The sequence below is a fragment of the Cupriavidus sp. 8B genome (assembly GCF_054589115.1).
Genome location: NZ_BAAILO010000102.1, coordinates 1 through 2240, shown reverse-complemented (window position 1 = coordinate 2240; position 2240 = coordinate 1). Strand labels below are relative to the sequence as shown.

Here is a 2240-nt window from a genome sequence, read left to right as displayed (position 1 = left end):
AGTACCGATGCGGGGCACAGGGGCGGAGACGTCCGTAGTAGGGCTGAAGGTCCTGTAATGGGGCTGGACCGAAGGGGCGTCATCGTCTGGCTTTGTACTGCGGGCAACCCGCAAGGGGAGGACCCGCATGGATAAAGCAAAACCGTTTTGTATTTCCAAACGTGAGGTGTGGGAAGCATATCAACAGGTGAAGGCCAACCGTGGGGCGGCGGGCGTGGATGGGCAGTCGATGAAGGAATTCGAGGCGGATTTGAAGAACAATCTGTATCGGATCTGGAATCGGATGTCCTCCGGCAGCTACATGCCGCCGCCGGTGCTGCGGGTTGACATACCCAAAGCGGGAGGTGCGGGAACGAGGCCGTTGGGAATACCGACGGTGATCTCATAATGCACCTCTCACAGTTGAATGTTGGAATGTTGCGGCTGAAGATGCCCTGAAGTGCGTATCCAGTTCCGCAGTTGCTGCTCCTTGGCGGGATCCAGGGTGATCCACCACGGGCCCCGCCCGTCGAGCTTACGGGCCTGGACCACCTGACGCTCGATCCAGTAATACACGACGTGCGCACTGACCTCCAGGCGATGGGCGAGCTGCTGTACGGTGATCTCGTCAGGCCGCTTGAAGCTGGTTGACGGAATTCCGTACTGGTAGCGGATCCATTTGACCATGGAGAGCGTGAAGGATCTGCCTAATGGGCTGCGCAAGCCCCCCTGATTAAGGGTCATGACGATTTGACGATCGGATAGATGCTGCGACAGTTCGCGCACCTGCTCGACGAGCACGGCTGGATAGCGCATCGCTTCGGCGGCCGGCATTGGCAAGTTCACGGTGATGTCAGTACAGGCGCCGCCTTGCCAGCGGATGTGTAGGACGGCCTGTCTCATTGTAGGTAACTTCTCCACCGTGATGTCCCGGACGAGCAGTCGCAACATGCGCTTGCGCTCCTTCGCTGGAGTCGTCGGAGCGCGCCAGAGGCGCGGCAGATCGCCGGCCAGTGCGAGAACCCGAGCCTTCTGCTCGGGCGTGGCGACGCGCGCTTTCTGGTTCTGGAATTGATCGGCCTCAGTCTTGATCGATTCGAGGCGAAGCATCGCGTCGTTCCAGCGCCGCTCGAGGGTGCTCGCGACCAGACGGTTGGCGGGGTCGCATTCCTGATAGCGACGTTCGGCGAGCGCGACCTCGTACTCGGCGCGTTCGATGCGCATGTGCCATTGGCGCATGATGGCGTGATCGCGCTGCTCGAGTTCCTTCAGGGCGGTCAAGGCCAGTTCGAGCTCGGCCGGTTGCAGTGCCTTGAGCACTTCGGCGCCAATCGCGTTGTCGAGCAGGTCGCTGCGCACGCTCATGCAATCCTTGGTCGCTAAACCCTGGCGGCGCTGCGCGCTGCACAAGTACATTGGGTAGATGCCGCCGTTCCCCTGGTACCGTACTGTCAGCGCCCGACCACAGCAGCCACATAGCACCAGCCCCTGAAGCAGCGCTAATCCTTCACGCGCCGGACCACTGAGCACGGTGCCTTCACCGTTCGTCCGGTTGCGCGCCAAGCGTGCCTGGTTGCGCTCAAACTCCTCCGGAGTGATGTATCCCTCGTGATGTTTGGGTAGATGGACGCGCCAGTCCACCTTTGGCACCGGCTGCACGCGCTTATGGACTTCTCCTTCTGGCGTGATGCGCTGGCGGTACTGGTACCGTCCAAAGACATAGATGCCCGCATACGACGGATTCCTGATCAACCCAAGTACGCGTTCGTGCCTCAGACGACCCCAGATGAGTCGACCCGCCCAGGCACCGCCATAGGCGCGCTTGGGAAAGCGCAAGCCACCTTCGGCGAAGCGCTTGACGACCGCATAAGCGCTGCCGGTCTCCTGAAACAGATGAAACACGAGTTGCACAGCGCCGCGCACTTCATCATCGGGATCCAGAACAATGCGGCCGTCATCGTCGTAGCATAAGCCGACGGGCAGCGGAAAGCGCAACTCGCCTTTCTGCGCCTTGTTGAGCTTGCCGCCCTGGAGGCGCCCGCGCAAAAAGTGCAGTTCGGCCTGTGCCATCGTGCCTTTGAGGCCCAGCAGTAGGCCGTCGTTGAAGTCGCCCGGGTCGTAACACCCGTCGGCATCGATTAATGATTGGCCGATCATTAATCGATTAATGTCGAGTAGACACTAATGTGGAGTATGCGAAGGTATTGCCTACGGGGGGAGAATCCGAGCAATCGGACTCTCCATTAACGTAGCGCTACAGC

General features: G+C 60.4%; 2 protein-coding genes. One reads left to right on the top strand and one right to left on the bottom strand.

Features of this window, described 5'->3' with window-relative positions:
• Positions 1-127 precede the first annotated feature (127 nt).
• Positions 128-388, top strand: coding sequence for an RNA-dependent RNA polymerase family protein (locus tag ACYP5B_RS11690; RefSeq protein WP_081645130.1), 261 nt, complete (start codon positions 128-130; stop codon positions 386-388).
• 8 nt (positions 389-396) lie between these two features.
• On the opposite strand, the gene ACYP5B_RS11685 is transcribed toward ACYP5B_RS11690, so the two are convergent.
• Positions 397-2136, bottom strand: a complete 1740-nt coding sequence (locus ACYP5B_RS11685) for a recombinase family protein (RefSeq protein ID WP_459569714.1) — start codon at positions 2134-2136, stop codon at positions 397-399.
• Between the last annotated feature and the right edge of the window lie 104 nt (positions 2137-2240).

Coding starts and splice junctions, on each gene's coding strand:
- ACYP5B_RS11690 (WP_081645130.1), top strand. CDS start 128: ATGGATAAAGCAAAACCGTTTTGTATTTCCAAACGTGAGGTGTGGGAA.
- ACYP5B_RS11685 (WP_459569714.1), bottom strand. CDS start 2,136: ATGATCGGCCAATCATTAATCGATGCCGACGGGTGTTACGACCCGGGC.